The organism is Kitasatospora sp. NBC_01287 (assembly GCF_026340565.1).
Taxonomy (GTDB): Bacteria; Actinomycetota; Actinomycetes; order Streptomycetales; family Streptomycetaceae; genus Kitasatospora.
Window position 1 is genome coordinate 5009452 of the sequence record NZ_JAPEPB010000001.1, and the last position, 19248, is coordinate 5028699.

Here is a 19248-nt window from a genome sequence, read left to right on the forward strand (position 1 = left end):
CTCGGCTCTGAGGGACAGTCACTCAGCTGGTCACGCATAACGAGTCGGGGCCCGGCCGGACGCCACTCCGGCTGGGCCATCGGCGTATGACTGGTGCAGTGGGAGCGCGCGGGGCGGGCGTCTCTCCCGGTGCTGATCAGCTTGAACAGGCACATCCAGCGGCGGTCTTGGCCTCGGTTGCTGTCTGGGCGGGGTCGACGGGCTGCTCGTCGGGGGTGCAGCAGGCGGTGGTGCCGCAGCAGGCTTCCGGAGCGCCGTCGGCGCTCTTGCCGAGAGCGTCGGCGTCGGCCTTGACGACGTAGACCTCCCAGGGCTCCTTGCCCGGTCCGTGGACCCAGACCTTGTCCTGGAGCGCGTAGCAGCAGGAGGTGTCGTTCTCCTCGAAGGTGGCCAGGCCGGCCTCCTTCAGACGGTCGGTCGCGGCGGTGACCTGCCCGCTGGACTCGACCTCGACGCCGAGGTGGTCCAGGCAGGTGTCCTCGCCGGCGGTGCCTTCGAGGAGAACGAGCTTGAGTGGGGGCTCGGTGATGGCGAAGTTCGCGTAGCCGGGGCGGCGCTTGGCGGGCTCGGTGCCGAAGAGCTCGGAGTAGAAGGCGATCGAGTCTTCGAGGTCGGCGACGCGAAGGGCGAGCTGAACACGGGACATGGTGGTCTCCCCGGTCGATGCTGTATCGACGGCTGTCGATGCAGGCAAGGTTGCTCCTCGGATAGATGACTGTCAACATAGACGCATGTCGAATCTGGAACTGCCGGTGCTCGGCCAGGACGAAGCGATGGTGTGCTGCTCGCCGATGGTCCGCGAGCCACTGGGCGAAGAGGCCGCCGTCGACCTGGCGAAGATGTTCAAGGCCCTGGCCGATCCGGTGCGGCTGCGGCTGCTGTCTCTGATCGCCTCGCACGAGGGTGGCGAGGCATGCGTCTGTGATCTGACCGGCCCCTTCGACGTATCCCAGCCGACCATCTCCCACCACCTGAAGGTGTTGCGCGAGGCTGGTCTGGTCGGCTCCGAGCGACGGGGGACCTGGGTCTACTACTGGGTGCTGCCCGCCGCCCTGGCCAGGCTGTCGTCTCTGCTGGAGGCTCCGGCCGGGGTTGTTCCGGCGGGTGTGGGGGCTTCGAGATGACCGAGCCGGCTCCACTGGGCCGCCGGACCGCTGTCGAGTTCGTCGGGACGGGCGCGCTGGTCGCCATCGTGGTCGGCTCCGGCATCCAGGCCACCAAGCTCTCCCAGGACGTCGGCGTGCAGCTGCTGGCCAACTCGCTGGCCACCGTCTTCGGCCTTGGTGCGCTGATCGCTCTGCTCGGCCCGGTCTCCGGCGCCCACTTCAACCCGGTCGTCACCCTCGCTGCGTGGTGGACCGGACGCCGTGAAGGCGACGGGCCGACCCTGCGCGAGGTCGCCGCGTACGTGCCCGCGCAGATCGCCGGAGCGATCGGCGGCGCGGTACTGGCCGACGCGATGTTCGCCGAGCCGCTGGTGCGTTGGTCCACCCACGACCGCTCGGCCCCGCATCTGTGGCTGGGCGAAGTCGTGGCTACTGCCGGCCTGGTCCTGCTGATCTTCGGCCTGGCCCGCACCGGCCGTGCGCACTTCGCACCGGTCGCGGTCGCCTCCTGCATTGGCGCGGCGTACTGGTTCACGTCCTCCACCAGCTTCGCGAACCCGGCGGTGACCGTCGGCCGGGCCTTCACCGACACCTTCGCCGGCATCGCCCCCGGCTCGGTGTTGCCGTTCATCGCCGCCCAGCTCGTCGGCCTGGCCGCCGGCGTGGCCCTGGTCGCCGTGCTGTTCGGCCGACCCACGCCTGCTGGTGAGGACGTCGTCGTCCCGCACGGCGAGCACCACCTCGCCACCTCCGGCCGCTGACCCGGCCTTCCCCTCACTCCCCTTCTCGACCAAGAAAGCGCCCTGCCGTGAGCACTCCCGCCGTACCGTCCGTGCTTTTCGTCTGCGTCCACAACGCCGGACGGTCCCAGATGGCCGCCGCCTTCCTCACCCACCTCGGCCAGGACCGCGTCCAGGTACGCTCGGCCGGCTCCGCCCCCGCCGACACCGTGAACCCCGCAGCGGTCGAGGCCATGCGGGAGGCCGGCATCGACATCTCCGCCGAGACACCGAAGGTGCTGACCGTCGAGGCCGTGCAGAGCTCCGACGTCGTGATCACCATGGGCTGCGGCGACGCCTGCCCGTACTTCCCCGGCAGGCGCTACCTGGACTGGAAGCTGGAGGACCCGGCCGGGCAGGGCGTCGAGGCCGTCCGCCCGATCCGCGACGAGATCGAGCGGCGCATCCGGGCCCTGATCGCCGAACTCGGCATCGAGGCACGCGCGTGAGCGTCGACCCGATTACCGCCGTCCGAGTTGCCCGGATGCTGCCGGAGCACGCCGAGCAGGTCCTGGCGATCTATCAGCTCGGTATCGACGAGGGGAACGCGACGTTCGAGGCCGTCGCCCCCAGCTGGGCGGCCTTCGATCTCGTCGAACGCCGCAGTCCGACTGTGGCCTGAGCCGCTCGATGGCGCCGGCGGGCCCTCGGCTCTGCCGGCGTACCGCCAGCAGGTGCTGCTGGCGGTCGGGGAGGGCCGGGGCGGTTGCTGTACTTCGCTGCTGTACTTTCCAGCCGGAGGAAGAGGCAGCCTGGGCATCTACGTCAGATGCCCAGGGAGATCGACCCGCAGGAGTGGCGGGCGGGTGTGGCCGGACCGGTCAAGCCAGTCGGACTCCCATGCTCGCAAGAGGAAGAAGCAGACCCCGTCGTCGCGGAGAGCCAGCGCGGTGTGCCCTCCGCAGAGACTTGCGGCAGCCGTATGTGCTCGCGGGTGTTGAGGTCGGTGGCGTATGGAGCCACTTCGTGACCTGCTCGGCCGGCGGTGAGGATCGTGTAAGGTCCCCGCGTCCACCGATGTTCTGCCTGTGCCGCCTCAGTGTTTCGGTCCCCAATCCCGACGGGCACACCAGCACCAGGTCGGTCACCGTCGTGATCCTTCCCGTTTACCGGGCCGCAGCCGTCCTCGTCGCACTGGCCCTCTGCCTGACGGCGGCTCTTCTGCTGCGCCGGCTCCACCGCCGAGGCCTCGCGGCGGCCCTGGAGGCCGGCCGACGTGAAGGACGACAAGGCCAACCCGCCCTTGCGGCCGCCACCGAGGCGACCACGGACACACCTGCCGATGCGCACGTCGGTCCGCGACGCCGCCCTTTCAGCGCTCTGTGGACGCTACGCCGCACCTCAGCGGGCGCGGCCCCACCGTCGGCACCGACACCTCCTCCGACCGCCTCCTAGATGCGGCTGACCCTTCGCCCTTCCCCTCCGGCGACGAAGCGCCGCGCTCGGCGAGGGGCGAACGTCGAGATCCACGGCCAGGAACGGCTCGATTCGCCCGCGGCTGTCAGGGGCGTCCAAGAGGCCGGGTCGCCGTGCTGGCACCCCTGGTCGGTCGCTGGAGCCACCATGGGGCGCCATCCGGATCAGTACTGACTGCCGCCCGAGAGGGACCGGCAACCCGAGGTCCGGGCTCCACGAACGCCGGACGACGCTGGTCAGCGGCCTCGTCTCGGTTGAGCTCGCTGCCGACGGTTGCTGCGGATGCTGTCCTTTGCTGCTGTACACAACGTCAGAGGCCCTATCGGATCTCTCCGATAGGGCCTCTCTACTACTGGGTGGGGTGGCGGGATTTGAACCCACGGCCTCTTCGTCCCGAAATTACGGGCAGCGTGGTCGCTGAGGTCGTCCGGGCAGGTCAGAGGTGGTGTCAGGGGCGCTGGTGGTCACTGCCGGACGGGGCGGTTGCTGTACTTCGCGGCTGTGCCCGCCCGGGGTAGTGGCCTACTCGCGGACATGACGGCCTTGTGGTGCGAGCGGTCGGCGCCGTGTTCCGCGCACGCCTCTTGCTGGAGGATGACGGCGATCTGGTCGACGTCGTCGTTGGTGTCGAAGAATCCCTGGATGGTCGGTGCCGCCGCGCCGTTGACGCCGATGAAGAAGGTGTAGAGGTGGCCGTCGTCCGCCTGCAGGTAGCCCGCGTACGTCTGCGCGTTGATGGCGATCTGCTGGTTGAGCAGGTCGCCGCCGATGATGGTGCCGGGCTTGGCGAAGACCTTGCCCTTGGCCGGGCAGTCGGTGGTGCAGTAGAGAGCACCCGTGCCGGATACACCGAGGATCGGCAGTGAGGTGCGGAACGCGTCCGCGTCGGGAGTGCGCAGCCAGTATGCGAGCAACTGGTTGAGCCCGGTGGGGGTGACGCGGTCGACAGGAACGTCACCGCGTCCGTCCGCCATCTGGAACTGGGTCGGGTCGACGTTCGCCGTCCGGGCGAGGAAGTCGTGGATGACCGGGAAGGCGTCGAAGCAGTTCTTGCTGCCGTGGTTCACGGCGATGTTGCACAGGGCCAGGTTGGCGCCGAGGTTGTGGCTGACATTCAGGATCAGCTTGGCGTAGTCGCGGTACTGCGGTGAGACGAAGGCGGCCACCTGCGGATCGCCGGTGTACGAGGCGGGCAGCGTGCTGTCCGGGTTGGGCCCGGTCGGTGGGGCGGTGACGGTGACCCCGGCGCGGCCCAGGGCCTCGATCAGGGCGGTGCGCCCGAAGGCGTTGGGGTCCTGGATCTGGGAGTTCTTCAGGGTGGGCTGGGCGTCGGCGGCGATCGTGCCGGAGAGCGTGATCGCGGTGCCGTCGGGGGACGTGGAGACCTGGATGTCGGTGGTGCCACCGGCCTCCACCGTCTGGACGTTGGAGGTGACCTGGTACGGCGCGACCTGCGGGCGCCAGCTCAGCTGGGCGGGCTGCCCGGGGGAGGTCGGCGTGCTCAGCAGGTCGATGACATTGTCGTTGATGATGAGGGGCGTCGGCTGGGGGGTGATCGGCGGGGGCGTGAACAGCCGCGCGTCGATCACGACATCGCCGTCGACCGTGGTGATGCCCGAGGCGCGGACCTGCTGGGCGATCTGGTCCAGGCCGGCGAGCGGGTCCTCGGGCGTGAGGGTGGCGCCCGGGACGTCGTCGGCGTAGGTGTGGTCGATGGGAGTGAAGTCGACCGACCCGTCCGGCTTGGTCCGGCCGCCCATGGTGAGGTCGCCCTGAGCGACGAGTGCCAGGTTCCCGGTGAGGGTCGATCCGTTGAGTCGGCCGACCGCGTTCACCGGCGTGGTGAAGCGGTGGTCCGGGCCGAGGTCGTGCCAGGCACCGGAGATGGTGATCAGCTTGACGGTCGAACCCGGCATGAAGAACTGGTCGGGGTACATCGAGTGGACGACCCGCCCGTTCTCGGCGTCGATCTCCAGCAGACCCCACTGCGCGTGCTTGTACGCGGGCTTGTTCATGATCGCCGCGATGTCGGGCCCGAGGTCGCTGTGCGAGTTCTCCGCAGGTGTGGCGGCGGCAGCCGTACCTGCCACGACCGCGAGCGTGACGCCGACGGTGGCCCAGGCCCGAAGCCGACCACGGATCCTTGATCTCATTCGTCAACCGTTCTGGAGGCGGAAGCCCCGTTCTGCAGGGCGCTCACGGCGCATGGTAGGTACGCGGTCTCCGGGGGCGGGGCTGCTGCGCGGTGTGCTGACGGCGTGGGGTGTGAAACTCATTCGGTTGGTCGAAGCCGGGCACCCGTATGAGTCGGGGTCGAACAGTGGGCGGCCCGTCAGCCCGCGCGTGGCCGGCTGAGTCATCAAGGGGGCCCGTGATCCAGACCGGCGCGGTGGTCATGGATGACCTGCTCAAGCTCGGCTCTGAGGGACAGCCACTCTGTTGGTCACGCAGAACGAGTAAGGGCCCTACCGGATCTCTCCGATAGGGCCCTTACTCGTACTACTGGGTCGGGGTGGCGGGATTTGAACCCACGGCCTCTTCGTCCCGAATTACAGGCAGCGTGGTCGCTGAGGTCATCTGCGCAGGTCAGAGGCGCTGCCGGGTGCACTGGGGGCCATTGCTGGACGCCCCGGTTGCTGTACTTCGCTGCTGTACTTCTGGCACGGGAGGCCCGGAGGCTCGCTTGCGTCGACATGGCACGCGCAAGGGATAGATAGTTTCCGGTGAGATACTATCTCTAGCGCTACTAATGTGCCGCCACTGTCTCCGCCACCCTGATGGGGTCCCCACATGCATCGGTTTATTGGTCGGGGTCGAGAACTGCGCATCCTGGACCACGCACTCCACGAAGTCCGAGAAGCTGGCGCCGACGCCGTACAGCCCGGTCAGTGCCTGCTCATGCGAGGGCGGCGACGGGTCGGGAAGTCGACGTTGGTCGAAGAGTTCCTGCGGCGTGCGGAGGTCCCTCAGTTGTTCTTCACAGCCGGCGGCGGATCTGCCGAGGATGAACTGGTGGAGCTGCTCGATGCGGTCGCCACCTCCACGCTGCCGGACAAGGGCCTCTTCGCGGAGGAGGCACCGACCCAGTGGAACGCTGCCTTTCGCCTGTTGGCCGAGATACTGCCCGACGACTCACCCAGCGTCGTGGTGATCGATGAGGTGCCGTACCTCATGGAACGCATCGACGCCTTCGAGGGCATGCTCCAACGGGCGTGGGACCGCCTGCTCAGTCGCAAGCCTGTCCTTCTTCTGCTGGTCGGCTCCGATCTGTCGATGATGGAGGCGCTCAACAGCTACGACCGACCGTTCCACCAGCGCGGACGCGAGATGGTCGTGGGGCCGCTCAACCCGGCCGACCTCAGCGAGATGCTCGAACTGGAGCCCGCAGCCGCTTTCGACGCCGCCCTGATCACAGGTGGGCTGCCGCTGATCTGTCGAGAATGGCCGGTCGGCGCCTCGATGTGGGAGTTCCTCGGCGCAGCTCTGGAGAATCCGATCTCTGCCCTGCTGGTCTCGGCCGAACGGTCACTGGCTGCGGAGTTTCCCCCCCAGGCGATGGGCCGGGAGGTGCTGCGAGCGATCGGGACGGGCGAGCGGACCTTCACCAACATCGCCCGGGCCGCCGGCGGCATCGCGCACAGCACGCTTACCAGGGCGGCCGACCTACTGATCGACAAGCGCGTCGTGGCCGCCGAACTGCCGATCTCCCTCCAGCCCTCCAAGGAACGCCGCTACCGGGTGGCGGACCCTTACCTGCGCTTCTGGCTGGCCTTCCTGGATCCGCACATGGCAGAGATTGAGCGCATGCGTGGTGACCTCACTCTGGCGCGAGTCCGGGAGCAGTGGTCCAGTTGGCGAGGTCGCGCAGTCGAGCCGCTGATCCGGGAGTCGCTCGTGCGTATCCTGCCCGACGGCGATCTGCCGGCCGCCCCGGCAGTCGGTGGCTACTGGACCCGTAGCAACGACGTCGAGATCGATCTCGTCGGCGCTGATCTTCAGCCCGTTGCCAAGCAGCTTTTGTTTCTCGGGTCGATCAAGTGGTTGGAGACATCCCCGTTCGACGCTCACGACCTGGCCGCCCTCCACAAGCACCGGGCCGCGCTCACAGACGACCCGGTACCGCTCGTCGCAGTCTCCCGAAGCGGCGTCAGCTGTGCCGGGCTCCAGGCAACGTACGGACCGGATGAACTGCTCGGCGCCTGGCGCGCCCGCTGACCAGTAGCTGTCCGCTGAGCCCTGCCGAGCGGGGCGAACAAGATCAAGGAGCCGGCTGGGCTGAGGTCCGCAGGCATCCTGGTCTGGGAGAAATCGGAAGATCTTCTCCAGGATTACTCCAGAACCGCCCCTGAAAAGCAGTCAGGCCCGGCCCCCCTCGCGGGGGAACGGGCCTGAGCTGGTGTTACTGGGTCGGGGTGGCGGGATTTGTACCCACGGCCTCTTCGTCCCGAATCACGGGCAGCGTGGTCGCTGAGGTCATCTGCGCAGGTCAGAGGTGGTGCCAGGGGTGCTGGTGGTCATTGCTGGACGGCCTGGTTGCTGTACTTTGCTGCTGTACTTTTGCCGCCCATTGCACGCTGGCCCAGGATGACTCATCCACAGCTGGGGGCCGGGATGCCAACTGAAGTTGTTGGACCGTCTCAGTGGTCACCAACCGCCCTGGCAACCAGTAGGGAGTATCCGAGGTAGAAGCGGCTCAGCTGTGTCATGACGGAGAGGAACTTGAGGGTCTGCCACTTGTGTTGGAAGTCGTCATTGGCGACCTCCTGGAACGCCTCGGCGTGGCGATCCCAGTGGATCAGGTCTCCGTACTGGAAGAGGGACAGGACCTCTTGTGGCTTGACGTCCTCGCCTGGCACGGGCAGGTTCGGATGTGCCCCCATCAGTTCGAGTGCCTTGCGGTCTGCCATCGCTGTGAGCAGGCGGGAGTTCAGCTGCCCGTGGGCGCGGTTCCACAGTCGTTGAAGCTCTAGCCGTTGATCGCGGTGCTCGTCGTGATGCTGATGTGCAATTTGGCCGATGATCTTTCGTACCTGGCTGTAGCTTGCTGGCTCCTGCGCGCTCGCCATCTGGCGGAAGAGGACGGTGGTCCCTCGGATGGCTTCCTTCGCTGGGAAGTCTGCAATCACCGCCTCGACTCCGTCACTCATGTTGATGGAGACTCCGCTGCTGTGGCTGAGGATCGTGGACTCAGACAGCTCCTGGCAGGTATGGACGTATCGACGCAGGATCCCCAGCTCGGCAGCAGAGATCCCTGGGAGCTTCGCGAACGATGCGGGGTTGGGTAGGTCGAACACGAGTCGGAAAAGCTGCCACCAGTAGGCGTAACCCTCCGGACTTGGGCTGCGATCGGCATACGGTGGTGCGAACCGCAGTTGCTGAGGCAGAGCAAATGCTCGCGGCTCTACGGCTTGCACGTGCCGTACGTCGTCCTAGGCCACGGGGCAAGTTTGGCAGACTGGCCAGCGGGTCTGCGCTGCCGGATGGGCGTCGCCTCGACGACGTCACGGCTGACAGTGCCCGGCTGCTTTTCCAGTCGTGTCCCTCCGCATCGCGGTCATGGACAGCTCGGCGAGACGGGGGAGGAAGGTCACGTTGAGCTGCTCGACCGGGTGAACCAGGCCGCGCTCGCAGGTCTCCGCGGTCCATACCGTGCAGTCAGCTCGCGGGTAGGCCGTGTTGATGCCGATCTCGCCCTTCGGGATGGTGCCGTTGAAAGGCGTCGGGATGCCGTTGGTGTTCCAGTAGTCCCACGCCTCAAGGGCCTTGGCCTGCTCGAAGGCGAGGTAGAGCTGCGGGTAGCGGTCGATGATGCGCATCTCGCGGAAGATGAGCTGGCCCAGCAGGTGCGGTGCGGTCACGGCGAGGGCGTCGAAGTCCGCGCCGCGGAAGGTGACGGACGCTGCGTCCTGGCCGGGCGCGAGTGCCACGCTGGCGAACAGATGCGACAGGCGTCGCCTGGTGAAGCTGGCGACCCCGGAGGTCAGGCTGGCTTCGATCTGCCCGACGAGTTGGAGGAGGCGGTCGTATCCCGGGTTGAAGCGGGACAGGTCGAAGAGCTGGTCCATGCCCTGGACCGCGGAGAAGGCCAGCCGTTTGTAGAGGCGGTTGTTCATCTCTCCGAGCTGGGCGTACGCCTTGGTCTCGAGGGTCGTGGAGTGGAGCATCAGGTACTCGGACAGCACCTCGAAGTAGAGGTAGCCGAGGAACGGGAAGGCCGGCACGGTGGCGGCGAGCTGGTCGATGAAGTCGGCTTCCGGTGTCTGCCTCCCAGTGGCGTTGGCGAGGATGGTGTCGAGGAAGGGTGCTGCTGCATGGAGCCGGTCCAGCACTGCTCGGCGGAGCTGGGCGTCTTCGGGCTCGGTGAGGAAGCTGCGGTGGGTGAGGTAGGTGCGTAGGTGGATGGCGCCCAGCCGGAGGTAGTCGATGCCCTTGGGTGGCACGGGGGCGTCGGGGGTGATCTCGAAGACCAGGGTGCGGGTGTGCTTCTTGGTCTCCAGCAGGTAGGTGCCGAGGTTGTGGGGCCGTAGGCCGGCGGGCTCGGGGTGAGGGGAGCGCAGTACAGGGCCGCGACCAGGCAGCCGGTGGAGGCGTAGAGGTGTCCGCTGGCGCGGATCGCGTCCAGGGCCACGGTGGTGTGCATCAGGTGGATGGGGTGGCCGGCAGCCAGCGTCCTGGTCATGGCGTTGCCGCTCAGCAGCCAGCCGTTGGGCGTCTCGCGTGCGAGCTGGTGGCGCCAGTCGGCTTCGGTCTCGGCGAGGCCGGACGGGCCGGGCCGCGTGGCGCTGCTGGTGTGGTCGGTGTGGGCGTTGTCCCACTCGCTGTGCATGGACAGCCTCCTACTGCAGGGGGGTGAGGATCTGGCTGGCGTGGATGAGTGCTCCGTGGTTGGTTGCGCCGTCGAGCCGGGCTTGTTCGCTTCGCACGACCAAGTCGAAGGCGACAGGGTGGAGCCATGCGGGGATGACGATGCGTAGGTGGGCGGGATCGGGCCACCAGCGGATGAGGGGAAGGCGGTAGCGGTCCAGGCAGTCGGCTGCCTTGAGTAGGTCGATCAGGTGGGGCGCCCGCTGGTAGGCGAGGTTCTGCAGTGGGGTGAAGTCCGCGTACGGGACGTCGTGGAGGCCGATGGCGCTGGCTGCCTGCTGGGAGAGGTCGGGCGGGAGTTCGCGGCCGAGCATGGTGGTCACGGCGTGCTGGTTGCGCGTGAACCAGGCTGCGGCCCGTCGGCCGTGTCCGGAGTCGTGGCGGTCGTCGCGACGCCGGCAGTCGTGGACTGCGGCGGCGGCGCAGAGGGCGGCGGTGTGATCGCGGTCGAGTCCGTACTCCTGGGCGAGCAGGCCGGCGAGCAGGGAGACGCGGGCGTTGTGCCGGATGCCGTGGATGGAGTCGACGAGCTGGTGTTTTGCGAACCAGGTGACGTTCGGTACCAGCATGAGCGGCGGATGTGGCAGGGTGGGCGGCGCTGCTGAGGCTTCGGGCCGGTTTCTGGCGATCCAGGCGAGTGTGTCCTGGTCCATGACCTGATGGGCTGGAAGGCTCCGGTTCTCGGCGAGTTCTCTGAGCGACGCGGTGCTGTGATCCGGCGTTCGTGAGGTCATCTCTGGTTCCTCGAAGGGAAGAGGTTCGGTGGGCGTCAAGCTGGGCGTGGCGATCCTGACCATGGGCACGCGGCCGAAGGAACTGGCCGAGCTGCTGGCCTCGGTGGAGATGCAGACGGTCAAGGCGACGAAGGTCGTGCTGGTCGGCCAGGGGTGCGCGCTGCCGGAACTGCCCTCATGGGTGGAGGGCGTGGAGCTGACGGAGAACCTCGGGGTGACCGGCGGCCGGAACGTCGCCCTGGAGCACCTGCGGGACGTCGACGTGGTGATCGACCTGGATGACGACGGCCTGCTGGTCGCGGACGACGTCCTCGCGCGGATCGCCGCCCTGTACGAAGGCGACTCCGGGCTGGGGATCGTCGGTTTCCGGATCGCGGACGAGACCGGCGTCACCCAGCGGCGCCATGTCCCCCGGCTGCGGGCCGGAGATCCGATGCGCGGCGGGGAGGTGACCGGTTTCCTCGGCGGCGGCCACGCGCTGTCCTCGACGATGCTGGAGCAGGTCGGGGGCTGGCCGGACGCCTTCTTCTTCGCGCATGAGGAAACCGACATGGCCTGGCGGGCGCTGGATGCGGGATGGCGGGTGCTGTACGTCCCCGAGCTGCTGCTCCAGCACCCGCGTACCAGCCCGACCCGGCATTCCTTCTTCTACCGGGTGAACGCCCGAAACCGGGTGTACCTGGCGCGCCGGCACCTGCCTGCTCTGCTGGTGCCGGTCTACCTCGGGGTGTGGATGGCGCTCACCGTTGCCCGGACCCGGGATGTGGCTGGGTTGAAGGCGTGGTTCGCGGGCTTCGCGGAGGGCTGGCGGACACCGTGCGGACGGCGCAAGCCGATGCGCTGGCGCACGGTGTGGACCATGACCCGGCTCGGGCGTCCGCCGATCATCTAGGCGGCTGCCGCCTGGCGCATCCAGTCGGGGATGGCGGCGGGGGTGGCCTTCAGCCAGGCCACGTAGCGGGCGACGCCTTCCGCCATCGTGATGCTCGGCCGCCAGCCCAGCAGCTCTTCCATTCGCTGGACGGAGGCGTATCCGCCCTCGGGGTCGCCGGGCGGCATGGGCGTCTCGACCAACGGCACGTCCGGGAAGTGGCTGCGGACGAGTTCGGCGACTTGCCGGATCGAAGTACCGGTTCCGGTACCGATGTTGATGGTCTCGTCGTGCGCGCGAGGTGCTACCAGCGCCCACAGGGTGCCGGTAGCGATGTCGTCCACGTGGACCAGATCGCGGATCTGGTGGCCGCCACCGTTGAGGTGCAGGGGCAGGCCCAGTGCGGCCCGCATGGCGAACCAGGCGACCACCCAGGAGTGGCTCCGCTCCTTGACGACCTGCGGTTCGCCGTAGACCGAGAAGTACCGCACCACGGCGTAGGAGATGCCGGCGTCGCCGAGGACGGCGGCGGTCTGGTACTCGCCCCACGCCTTGCTGTTGCCGTAGACCGACACCGGCTGGACCGCGGTGTCCTCGATGAACTGCGTGGGGTGGCTGGTGTGGTCGCCGTTGCCGTAGACGCTGGCGGAGGAGACGAAGACCATCCTGCGGACCCGGTCGGAGGCAGCGACGGCGTCCAGGACGCGCTGGGTGCCGGTGATGTTGGTGTCGATGGCGTCCAGCGGTCGGCGGGTGCAGGCGGCCACGTCGGCCAGGGCGGCGGCGTGGATCACGTAGTCGCAGCCGGAGATCACCTTGCGCATCAGGTCCGGCTCGGCGATGTCGCCGACGATGAAGTCCGGGTCGGTGGTGTCGATGCCGAACCGTTCGCGATACACCTCGTGCGGGTAGGCGTCGAGCTTGCACACCGAGATGGGGCGGGCGCCGAGCTGGCGGAGCTGGGACGTGATGCGGCTGCCGATGAGGCCACCGGCACCGGTGACCAGCACGGTCTTTCCTGAGAGCTGTTCGAGCGACAAGGGACGTTCTTCCTCTCACGCGCGGGGTGGGTGGTGCAGGAGGGACGTGCTGGTCGGCCCGGCGGCCTGCCGGCGACGGGCCGGGTCAGCTGTCGCGGTGCTGCGGGCAGCGGCAGGCGGGCCAGGTGGCCGAGGGGTGGTAGGCGTAGGCGTCGGGTTCCGATTCGACGCTGATGACGCCGGAGTCGTCGTATCGGGTCCCGTCGGCCGCGAGCTTGAACGTGCGGATGTACAGGCCCTGTCGACGGTCTTTGGGGAGCTTGAAGTCCGGGGAGTTGCCGATGCTCACGCCGCCAACTCCCGGTGGTGCTTGCGGCGGCGACGGCCGGCAGCGAGCTGGCGCAGGACCAGGGCACGTCGGCGAGCGCGTTCCCGGTTCGGGACGAAGATGACGGTCCGGTCGCCGGCCCGGATGTGGAGTTCGGTGCTGTTCACGCGGCGCTCCCGAAGCGGATGCTCCTGGTCACGTCGCAGGGCCAGGGGCTCTCGCACCGGACGCACAGCCCGTCCTTGCTACGGTGCTCGTCCAGCAACATGCGGTTGCTGGTCGCGGCGGCGCCCTCCCGCGTCGGACTCGGGGATCGGCGCGGGATCGGACGGTTGGGGTCCACGAGCGTGGAGGCGCCATTGAGGCTCCACGGGTGCGGTGTGCGGTCGGCAGTCGTCATCAGCCTCTCCGGGGTCGCGAGTTGGCGGGGCGGCATTCGTGCCGATGCATGGCTGGAGCCGCCGCAGGCCGCAGCTCCGCAGGGGTCCAGGACCCGAATCGGCTCCACCCTGCGGAGCGGCATGCAGTTAGTGAACCGCCTAATCGCTACTGGGAGTACGGTGTTGGGCACGCTATGCGGTTTAAGCGGTTTAACGGCCCGTCAGGAGGTGCGCTTTGGCGCCGACGAGGGAACCGAACGAGCGGCTGCGGAAGGTCATCGACGAGACGAAACTCTCCGGCGATGCGATCGCGCGCCTGGTCAGGCGGGTGGCGGCCGAGCATGACGAGCTCTTGGAGACCAACAAGTCGAGCATCACGCACTGGAAGAACGGCGGTCAGCCGGCCGGGAACGTCGGTGCCTTCCTGGCCGAGGCGTTGGGCCGCGCGCTCGGCGGACGGGTCGTGACGCTGGAGGAGATCGGCCTGATCACGCCCGCGCCCCAAAAACCCGACTGGGACGCCGATACGCTGAGCGCGCTGGCCGAACTCGGGAGAACCGACGTGGACGTGGAACGCAGGCGGGCCCTGGGGGTGGCGGTCTACTCGGTGGCCGCGCTCTCCCTGCCCGGCGAAGACTGGTGGCAGCGGATGGCCGAACGGGGCAGTGCGCGCAGTTCTGCCGCAACGCGGCGGGTCGGCCCTGGCGACCTGGCAGCCGTCCGCGACATGACCACCCTGTTCTCGCAGGTCGATCAGCGGCGGGGCGGTGGTCACGCCTGGTCGTCCGTGGTGCAGTACCTGGCGACCGACGTCACCGCCTACCTGCGAGGGAAGTTCACGGACGAGCGTGTTCGCCGTGATCTCTTCTCGGCGGCCAGCGAACTCGCCTACCTGGCGGGTTGGATGGCGTTCGACGGTGGCCAGCACGCGACAGCGCAGCGGTACTTCGCCGAGGCGGTGAAACTCGCGGCCGAGGCCGGCGATCCGCCGATGGCCGCTCACGTACTGCGGGCGATGGCGCACCAGGCCATCGACCTCGGACACCACCAGCAGGCTCTCAACCTCGCCGCCGCCTCCGTCGACGGCGACCGGTACGCGCTCGCCTCCCCAAGAGAGCGGGCTCTCCTCGGCGTCGTCCACGCCCGGAGCCTGGCCTCCGCCGGCCGCAAGAACGCCGCCGCCAAGGCGCTGCTGCGGGCCGAGGACGACCTGTCCGCCGCCAGCGACGACATCGCCGAGCCGGACCGGGTGTTCTTCTTCGGTGAGGCGAGCCTGGCCCACGAGACCGCGTGCGCCCTGCGCGACATAGGAGACCTTGACGGCTCGGTGCGCGAGTTCCACCACAGCGTCCGCACCCGCAAGGCGACGAAGTTCACCCGCACTCACGCGGTGACGCTGGGATACCTCGGCTCCGTGTACGCGCAGATGAACAACATCGACCGGGCCTGTGCCACCTGGTCGCAGGCGCTCGACGCCATGGACGGCGTACGGTCCGGCCGCACTCGGCAGGCCGCCGCCGACATGCGCACCCTGCTCTCCCCCTTCCGGCGGCGCGGTACTGCGGCGATCAGCGAGATCGACGCCCGCGCTGCCGCGTACCTGTCCGAAACAGCCTGATGAGGAGTCACTGATGGCAGACCGTGAGACGTTCGAGGTCGAGGCCCTCGGCCACGTGGTCGGCGGCCGGATCGAACCCACCGACGACTTCTGGGGCGGCACCCGGGCGATCATCCGGCTGGACGGCTCCCGCTTCGCCACCGACGCGACCAAGGGCCTTGAGGACTTCTCACACCTGGAGGTCGTTTTCCGGTTCCACCTCACCGACCCGACCGACCTGAACCTCGGAGCCCGCCGGCCCCGGGACAACCCGGACTGGCCGGAGGTCGGGATCTTCGGGCACCGCAACATGCGGCGCCTGAACTGGCTCGGGGTCTCCCGCTGCCGCCTGCTCAAGGTCGACGGCCTGGACCTCCACGTCGAAGACCTCGACGCCGTCGACGGCACGCCGGTCCTGGACGTGAAGCCGTGGTTCGGTGAGATGGGACCTCGCGGAGAGCAACGCCAGGCCGAATGGACGACTGTCATGCTCCGCGACTACTTCGCGCCCACGGCCAGTGACTGACGGCGGACCGTGACTGTCCGATTGCGAGCATCGGTGGCTCCATGTCTCTCCGCGGAGTCAGGGCTCCCGTTGCCGGACCTCTGCCGTGCGGCCCTCCTGCTCCGCGAGAAGAGCCGCGCCGCCCACAAGCTCACCGCACGCGAGATGTGGACGGAGTCTGACCTGGTCTTCACCACGAAGTACGGCACGCCGGTCGAACCGCGCAACTTCAACCGGCGCTTCGAGTTCCGCTGCCAGCAGGCCGGCGTGCGGCTGATCCGCGTTCACGACACCCGCAAGACCTGCGGCACGCTCCTGGCGGCCCTCGACGTCCACCCGCGCGTGGCGATGCAGATCCTCCGGCACTCGCAGTTCGCGGTGACCATGGAGATCTACACCCAGGTCCCGTCGGAGCAGACGCGCAACGCGCTCAGGAAGCTCGGGGCGACGCTCGACGGTTCGCGACCTGTCGGGGCGCAAGGTGATCCCGAGGCGCCGTCGACCTCTGCGGCCGAGGGTGATGCCGAAGCACAGGAGTAGTTGATCAACTGACTGGCCCGGCCGGACGACTCCGGCCGGGCCAGTGGCGTTTCCTGTGAATGTGACGTTGGCACTCTGGGCCGGACGCGTGTCAGCGACTCGGGGTCGAGTTGCTGAGAATGTCAGCCAGGGTCAGCGTCCCATTGGCCCACTTTGCAAGGTCGTCCCGCCCGACGGTCAGGATCTCGTGCCGCTCGGCGAACGCCAGCGCGGGCTTTGTGAAGCCGCCGTTGGTCACTACGAGCGCTACCCTCGCCCCGTGCTCGGGGCCAGCCGTGCCGTTCACCTCGTACATGGTCGGAGCGTCGACCTTTCGGCCGACTTGGGTGTGCTTGCACTGGACCGCGAGGTAGACCCCATCCTGAGTGGTCGCGAGGACGTCGGCCGCCATGTCGTTAGACCTGCCGCCACGCCGGGTGATAGCGCAGTGAGCGCGTTCGAGGAGCGCGGAAACGAACTGCTCAAACTGGACAGGAGTGAGGCGATCGATCCTCGAAGGACTGATCCGCAACGAGTCGTGCGTGGGGAAGAGGTAGCCGTCAGCGGGAAGCAGATCCGTCGGTTTGGCGCTGGCATCTGCTTTCAAACGTGCCAGTGAATCCGGGTCGGGCACAAAGAAGAAGTGCGCGTTATCCAGGTAGACGGGCGCTGAGCTGCCCGTACGGAGGCGGTAGTGCGGAGGCTGGCCCGGCTCGCGTATCTTCTTGCACTCGTGGACGAGCATGGGTGTTCCACTCGGCCCCAAGATATGGTCACCCGGCTTCAGCGCGACGAGCGTGACCGGGGTGGGGTTGACCCCTGCGACGCATGTCGTGTTCTCGGTCGGAGTGTGCCAGGCGAGCGGCCAACCGTTCTCCGCGCCGACCGTGAAGTACCTCTGTCCGCCGGGCACCAGAGGCTTGCCGCATAGGACGCATTCCGAGCAGAAGCGCCTGATGGGACTCGGCTCAGGTCGGCTGCGGGGTTTGCCTGAAAGAAATGTGGCGGGGATCTCGGGCACGGCTCCACTCCAGCGTCGGTGACTGCCCAAGCATGTAGCAGGGGTAGGACAGGCGGCTGATTGCCGGGCGAGCACCTGGCCCGGTCCTGCCCGCGGCGCAGCCTTCGGCAGCGTGACTGGCGGATCCCATGTCAGCTGACGTGATCTCAGCCTCGGACGCGTTGTCGCCAGAGTTCCGTCGGGGTCACTCCGTTGGCTGGCCCCAGTGCGCTTGCTGGCCGATGGCCCCTCAGGAGCCCTGCTCTGTCTGCTGGCAGTTGCGGAGAGCCACTGCGGTTGCTGTACTTCCGTGCTTGCGCATGCGCCAGAGGCCCTATCGGATCTCTCCGATAGGGCCTCTGACCTGGGTCGGGGTGGCGGGATTTGAACCCACGGCCTCTTCGTCCCGAACGAAGCGCGCTACCAAGCTGCGCCACACCCCGGTCCTGCCTTTGTTGCTTCCGTCTCCGGCGCAACGAGTAGAACTCTATCCCATGCAGGTCAGGAGACGAAATCCGGTTAGCGGGGGCGCGGAGTCAGGGTCAGCAGGGTGGCCTCGGGGGGGCAGGCGAAGCGGACGGGGGTGTAGCGGTTGGTGCCGCAGCCGGCGGAGACGTGGAGGTGGGCCTGCTTGCCGCCGGCCCGGTGGGTGGAGAGGCCCTTGACCCGCTTGGCGTCCAGGTCGCAGTTGGTGACCAGAGCGCCGTAGAAGGGGACGCAGAGCTGGCCGCCGTGGGTGTGGCCGGCCAGGATCAGGGGGTAGCCGTCGGCGGTGAAGGCGTCCAGGCTGCGCAGGTAGGGCGCGTGGACCACACCGATCGAGAAGTCGGCGTCGGCGGAGGGACCGCCGGCCACCTCGGCGTAGCGGTCGCGGCGGATGTGCGGGTCGTCCACGCCGGTGAACTCGATGTCGAGCCCGCCCAGGGTGAGGCGGCCGCGGGCGTTGGTGAGGTCCAGCCAGCCGGCCGCGTCGAAGCCGTCGCGCAGCTTCTCCCAGGGGTTGTGGACCGCCCCGGAGATGCCGGCCCGTCCGGTGCCGTCGGCGTTGTTGAGGCCGTGGTTCCCGTTGGCCAGCGCCTTCAGGTAGCGGGTCGGGCTCTTGCGGGCCGGACCGTAGTAGTCGTTCGAGCCGAAGACGTACGCCCCGGGGAACTCCATCAGCGGCCCGAGCGCGTCCAGCGTGGCGGGCACGCCGAGCGGGTCGGAGAGGTTGTCCCCGGTGTTCACCACCAGGTCGGGCCGCAGCCCGGCCAGACTCCGCAGCCAGTGCTGCTTCTTCCGCTGGCCGGCCACCATGTGGACGTCCGACACGTGCAGCACCCGCAGTGGCTTGGCCCCGTGGGGCAGCACCGGGACGTCGACCCGGCGCAGGCGGAACGAGCGGACCTCGTACCCGGCGGAGTAGGCGAGCCCGGCGGCTCCGGTGGCGACGACGGCGAGCGGAACGGAGTACAGCTTTCGCATCGGTCCATGGTCGCAGACCCGGCCTGTCCGGGAGAACCGGGCCTTCCCTCAGCTGACTGACATCCCGTCGGCCAGGTGGGTACTGCGTTCGTTCCCGGCCGGAGTTCCCGGCCGGTGTTTCCCGGCCGGCGTTCCCGGGTGCGGCCGCCGCCACCGGCGTCCTTATTCACGGGCACGGCGGCCGCCCAGGTGTGAGGATGGGCCCATGACAACGCTCAAGGAGCGGCTGCGGGACGACCTGACGGCCGCGATCAAGGCTCGGGACGAGCTGCGCTCGTCCACGCTCCGACTGACACTGACCGCGGTGAACCGGGCCGAGGTGGCCGGCAAGGAGAAGCGCGAGCTCTCCGATGCCGAGGTGGTCCAGGTGATCCAGGGCGAGGCGAAGAAGCGGCGGGACGCCGCGACCGCCTTCGCCGACGCGGGGCGGGCCGAGTCGGCCGCGCGGGAGCTGGCGGAGGACGTGGTGCTGGCCGAGTACCTGCCCAAGCAGCTCAGCGACGGGGAGCTTGCCGAGATCGTGGCCGCGGCGGTGGCCGAGAGCGGGGCGAGCGGGCCGCAGGCGATGGGCGCGGTGATGAAGATCGTCCGGCCGAAGGTGGAGGGCCTGGCCGAGGGCGGCCGGGTGGCCGCCGCGGTGAAGGCCGCGCTGAGCAACCGGTAGGCGGCTCGCCGGCAGGGTTCGGGCACGGGTTCGGCACGGAA

At 68.5% G+C, this 19248-nt stretch carries 19 protein-coding genes, 1 tRNA gene and 1 pseudogene; 10 read left to right on the forward strand and 11 right to left on the reverse strand.

Going from position 1 to position 19248, the window contains the following annotated elements:
- Window positions 1-136: 136 nt before the first annotated feature.
- The gene (locus tag OG455_RS21575) at window positions 137-646 is read right to left on the reverse strand and encodes an ArsI/CadI family heavy metal resistance metalloenzyme (RefSeq protein WP_266296091.1); all 510 of its coding nucleotides are present in this window, start codon (window positions 644-646) and stop codon (window positions 137-139) included.
- Between the two features lie 85 nt (window positions 647-731).
- On the opposite strand from OG455_RS21575, the gene OG455_RS21580 reads away from it, so the two are divergent.
- The 4 genes and pseudogenes from OG455_RS21580 to OG455_RS21595 all read left to right on the forward strand — a co-directional run.
- The gene (locus OG455_RS21580; protein ID WP_266296093.1) at window positions 732-1124 is read left to right on the forward strand and encodes a helix-turn-helix transcriptional regulator; all 393 of its coding nucleotides are present in this window, start codon (window positions 732-734) and stop codon (window positions 1122-1124) included.
- Window positions 1121-1867: an MIP/aquaporin family protein gene (locus OG455_RS21585; RefSeq protein ID WP_266296095.1), complete on the forward strand. Its 747-nt coding sequence runs from the start codon at window positions 1121-1123 to the stop codon at window positions 1865-1867. The genes OG455_RS21580 and OG455_RS21585 overlap by 4 nt, the downstream gene beginning before the upstream one ends.
- Before the next feature lie 47 nt (window positions 1868-1914).
- The gene (locus OG455_RS21590; RefSeq protein ID WP_266296097.1) at window positions 1915-2334 is read left to right on the forward strand and encodes an arsenate reductase ArsC; all 420 of its coding nucleotides are present in this window, start codon (window positions 1915-1917) and stop codon (window positions 2332-2334) included.
- 35 nt (window positions 2335-2369) lie between these two features.
- A pseudogene (locus OG455_RS21595) lies at window positions 2370-2474 on the forward strand (N-acetyltransferase); the annotation flags it as partial.
- 1291 nt (window positions 2475-3765) lie between these two features.
- Here the strand turns inward: OG455_RS21595 and dacB are convergent.
- A complete protein-coding gene (gene dacB / locus OG455_RS21600) occupies window positions 3766-5391 on the reverse strand; it encodes a D-alanyl-D-alanine carboxypeptidase/D-alanyl-D-alanine-endopeptidase (protein ID WP_266296099.1) in 1626 nt (541 codons plus the stop codon).
- A gap of 700 nt (window positions 5392-6091) precedes the next feature.
- On the opposite strand from dacB, the gene OG455_RS21605 reads away from it, so the two are divergent.
- A complete protein-coding gene (locus OG455_RS21605; RefSeq protein WP_266296101.1) occupies window positions 6092-7516 on the forward strand; it encodes an ATP-binding protein in 1425 nt (474 codons plus the stop codon).
- A gap of 422 nt (window positions 7517-7938) precedes the next feature.
- On the opposite strand, the gene OG455_RS21610 is transcribed toward OG455_RS21605, so the two are convergent.
- The 3 genes from OG455_RS21610 to OG455_RS21620 form a co-directional block, all read right to left on the reverse strand.
- Complete coding sequence (locus OG455_RS21610; protein ID WP_266296103.1) at window positions 7939-8595, reverse strand: hypothetical protein; 657 nt, start codon at window positions 8593-8595, stop codon at window positions 7939-7941.
- A 207-nt stretch (window positions 8596-8802) separates the two neighbouring features.
- Complete coding sequence (locus OG455_RS21615) at window positions 8803-9741, reverse strand: hypothetical protein (protein ID WP_266296105.1); 939 nt, start codon at window positions 9739-9741, stop codon at window positions 8803-8805.
- Between the two features lie 396 nt (window positions 9742-10137).
- Window positions 10138-10899, reverse strand: a complete 762-nt coding sequence (locus tag OG455_RS21620; RefSeq protein WP_266296107.1) for a hypothetical protein — start codon at window positions 10897-10899, stop codon at window positions 10138-10140.
- Window positions 10900-10960: 61 nt separating this feature from the next.
- Here OG455_RS21620 and OG455_RS21625 point away from each other — a divergent pair, with 61 nt between their 5' ends.
- Window positions 10961-11791 carry a glycosyltransferase family 2 protein gene (locus OG455_RS21625; protein ID WP_266300898.1) on the forward strand — a complete coding sequence of 277 codons (831 nt, stop codon included), beginning with the start codon at window positions 10961-10963 and terminating at the stop codon, window positions 11789-11791.
- Here the strand turns inward: OG455_RS21625 and OG455_RS21630 are convergent.
- The 3 genes from OG455_RS21630 to OG455_RS21640 form a co-directional block, all read right to left on the reverse strand.
- Window positions 11788-12810, reverse strand: a complete 1023-nt coding sequence (locus tag OG455_RS21630) for an NAD(P)-dependent oxidoreductase (RefSeq protein WP_266296109.1) — start codon at window positions 12808-12810, stop codon at window positions 11788-11790. The genes OG455_RS21625 and OG455_RS21630 overlap by 4 nt on opposite strands.
- 85 nt (window positions 12811-12895) lie before the next feature.
- Window positions 12896-13099: a hypothetical protein gene (locus OG455_RS21635; protein ID WP_266296111.1), complete on the reverse strand. Its 204-nt coding sequence runs from the start codon at window positions 13097-13099 to the stop codon at window positions 12896-12898.
- The gene (locus tag OG455_RS21640; protein WP_266296113.1) at window positions 13096-13245 is read right to left on the reverse strand and encodes a hypothetical protein; all 150 of its coding nucleotides are present in this window, start codon (window positions 13243-13245) and stop codon (window positions 13096-13098) included. The genes OG455_RS21635 and OG455_RS21640 overlap by 4 nt, the downstream gene beginning before the upstream one ends.
- Before the next feature lie 448 nt (window positions 13246-13693).
- Between OG455_RS21640 and OG455_RS21645 the strand changes: the two genes are divergently transcribed.
- The 3 genes from OG455_RS21645 to OG455_RS21655 all read left to right on the forward strand — a co-directional run bounded on the left by OG455_RS21645 (window position 13694) and on the right by OG455_RS21655 (window position 16100).
- On the forward strand, window positions 13694-15076 hold the full coding sequence (locus OG455_RS21645) for a Tat pathway signal protein (RefSeq protein WP_266296115.1): 1383 nt from the start codon (window positions 13694-13696) through the stop codon (window positions 15074-15076).
- A 13-nt stretch (window positions 15077-15089) separates the two neighbouring features.
- Complete coding sequence (locus tag OG455_RS21650) at window positions 15090-15581, forward strand: TrmO family methyltransferase (protein ID WP_266296117.1); 492 nt, start codon at window positions 15090-15092, stop codon at window positions 15579-15581.
- A 69-nt stretch (window positions 15582-15650) separates the two neighbouring features.
- Complete coding sequence (locus OG455_RS21655; RefSeq protein WP_266296119.1) at window positions 15651-16100, forward strand: tyrosine-type recombinase/integrase; 450 nt, start codon at window positions 15651-15653, stop codon at window positions 16098-16100.
- A gap of 91 nt (window positions 16101-16191) precedes the next feature.
- On the opposite strand, the gene OG455_RS21660 is transcribed toward OG455_RS21655, so the two are convergent.
- The 3 genes from OG455_RS21660 to OG455_RS21670 all read right to left on the reverse strand — a co-directional run bounded on the left by OG455_RS21660 (window position 16192) and on the right by OG455_RS21670 (window position 18543).
- Window positions 16192-17100, reverse strand: coding sequence for a restriction endonuclease (locus OG455_RS21660; protein WP_266296121.1), 909 nt, complete (start codon window positions 17098-17100; stop codon window positions 16192-16194).
- A 348-nt stretch (window positions 17101-17448) separates the two neighbouring features.
- Window positions 17449-17522 (reverse strand) — tRNA-Pro (locus tag OG455_RS21665).
- Between the two features lie 76 nt (window positions 17523-17598).
- The gene (locus tag OG455_RS21670) at window positions 17599-18543 is read right to left on the reverse strand and encodes a metallophosphoesterase (RefSeq protein WP_266296123.1); all 945 of its coding nucleotides are present in this window, start codon (window positions 18541-18543) and stop codon (window positions 17599-17601) included.
- A gap of 205 nt (window positions 18544-18748) precedes the next feature.
- Here OG455_RS21670 and OG455_RS21675 point away from each other — a divergent pair, with 205 nt between their 5' ends.
- On the forward strand, window positions 18749-19207 hold the full coding sequence (locus tag OG455_RS21675) for a GatB/YqeY domain-containing protein (RefSeq protein ID WP_266296125.1): 459 nt from the start codon (window positions 18749-18751) through the stop codon (window positions 19205-19207).
- The last annotated feature ends 41 nt before the right edge of the window (window positions 19208-19248 follow it).